The organism is Streptomyces sp. NPDC060027 (assembly GCF_042737005.1).
Taxonomy (GTDB): domain Bacteria; phylum Actinomycetota; class Actinomycetes; order Streptomycetales; family Streptomycetaceae; genus Streptomyces.
Genome location: NZ_JBHWVI010000434.1, coordinates 1 through 2007, shown reverse-complemented (window position 1 = coordinate 2007; position 2007 = coordinate 1). Strand labels below are relative to the sequence as shown.

Sequence of the window (2007 nt, the reverse complement as noted above, 5' to 3'; positions counted from 1 at the left end):
GGCCCCGCGAGATCCTCGCGGGGCGGTCGGCGTCCGGCTGCGTTGCCGTCAGCGTCAATGGCTGGAATCAGCCTCAAATTCCGCCCGCCAGCAGGCGAAATTCTTCGCTACCGTGAAGATACGCACCGAGCTTCGAGTAGGTCAGCACCCGCCAGTTGATCCAAAGCACGCCACAGCTTCGGATCAATATCTTCGGCGCTTTCCTGCTCCATGATGCTCAGCGCCCAATCGGCAGTCTCGTCGGGCGCGACTTCCCCTTCGGCAAGCCGGTTCAAATACCCACCGATCAATTCTCGTAGACTTTCTTGCATAACGCCTTCAGAAAGTTCCCGTGAAGTTGCCTTGAGAGTCGAACACGTAGTGCACTTTGCGCCCACCAGTGACGTTGACATCAGGTCGAACGATTCGCACGTTCCTCGTCGTCGTTGTCCGTTCCACCCCGCCGTCTCGTTCGCCCAGGCCGCTGCCTCGCCCGGATCGAGGTCGGGGCGCGGCGTCGGTGAGGTTGAGCAGGGCGTCGGTACGGTCGGTGAAGACCGCGTCCGCCAGCCGCTGGAAGGTGGCCTTCGTCGACGCGTCCACCTTGGGGTCGGCGGCGACATTCGCCGCGCCCGCGGACCAGTTGGGCAGCAGAGCCGCACCGGCGACGACCGACGCGGCCGCCGCCCCGACTATGGTCGCGCGCTGCCGCTTACGGCTCAGTTTCCTTGATTTCAATGGTGCTCCCCTCTACGGGTGTTGTCACGTTGGTGGGGGTGTGATGGGTTGATGGCGTGTCAGGGCGTGGTGGGGGCGTGCGTCGACCTCTGGTCAGGCCGCGGTGGCCAGCCGGTGGTGCCGGTGATCTGGTCCCAGATGGTGAAGCGGATGGTCATTGACTTGTACAGGCCCAGTGCCCATATCCACCCCGGCACCACCGGCGGGTCCGGATCCTCCGCGAGCACCTGGCGAACCCGTGCGACCAGCCCATCAAGTTGATCAGCATCCAGCCCTGTCGTAACGTTCCAGCTCAACGGCCCTGCCTCGGTAGAAAACTGGCGTCATCGCAAACGTCACGCTACCGAGCAGGGCCGCCCTCACGATCAAGAACAGCGGGCCGAAACCTCCGTGAATAGGCCTCCAAGGTCACAGTCAAGATCTAAAGTCTCGATCAAACCCGGAACGGTTCACGCTGCTCCAACTCGCCTGCAGCATCATCTGCTTGAGACGACTACGAACCTCAATCTGAATCGAAAACCGGGCCTTCGTGGTCCGGCAGGGACTTAACCCAGGCATAAAGACCCGCAGGGGCGCGGACATTGAGCCAAGTGTAGGGCGCCGGTGGGGCGTTGACGCGGGCATGGTCGCTGAACGTGGCCCTGACGTGAAAGGGAATAGCGGTCAGGTTGAGTTCGACGACCGAAGCGCTCTTCACGACAGCCTGCGGATTCTTGGGGTCGTACAAGTCGACACCCCAGGAATAGGGCCAGAAGAGGTTGGCCGCGGACCCGACGGTCACGAAGTCACCCGTCATGAGGTATGGCCTCCCATCGTCAGCATGGGCTGGTGTGCTTGCCGTGAGGCTACAGACCACAGCAGCCATTGCAGCAGACGCGCTGATCCCTACGCGTTTCATGATCCTTGTCATTTACCCCTCCGATCGGACTGTAAATGCTTCACCACGAGACGTGATGTCGAGACATGTATATAGCCCTGAAGGATGGTGAGGTATAAGCAATCGCGTACCCAACTCGTGCATAGCTGTACCCTACAGGCTGCTGTTGCGGGAGGCCTTGATCTGTCGTCAGCTTTTCGAGGACGCCGATCGAGTAAACAGAGGCGACGACTCGCGGCAGTTTTCAGTTGCAGTGCTTATGGCGAGCGATGTCCGGCAACGCCTCCGGTGAATACCGCCGGAACTGCGGCGAACAATCTAGTGTCCTGCGCCAGAGATCCGTCGGCAGAAGCGGGCGAGGGAGTCGAGGATTTCTTCGGCTGTCTTGGTCCAGATGAAGGGCTTGGGGTCGT

General features: G+C 61.1%; 2 protein-coding genes. Both read right to left on the bottom strand.

Annotation, left to right across the window (positions count from 1 at the left end):
- Positions 1-318 precede the first annotated feature (318 nt).
- Positions 319-717, bottom strand: coding sequence for a hypothetical protein (locus tag ACFWBT_RS42750; protein ID WP_385710178.1), 399 nt, complete (start codon positions 715-717; stop codon positions 319-321).
- A gap of 502 nt (positions 718-1219) precedes the next feature.
- Entirely contained in the window at positions 1220-1513 is a 294-nt protein-coding gene (locus ACFWBT_RS42745; RefSeq protein ID WP_385710175.1) for a hypothetical protein, read from the bottom strand.
- Between the last annotated feature and the right edge of the window lie 494 nt (positions 1514-2007).

Excerpts from the sequence above, each read along its gene's own strand:
- ACFWBT_RS42745 (WP_385710175.1), bottom strand. The coding sequence starts at position 1,513 with ATGACGGGTGACTTCGTGACCGTCGGGTCCGCGGCCAACCTCTTCTGG.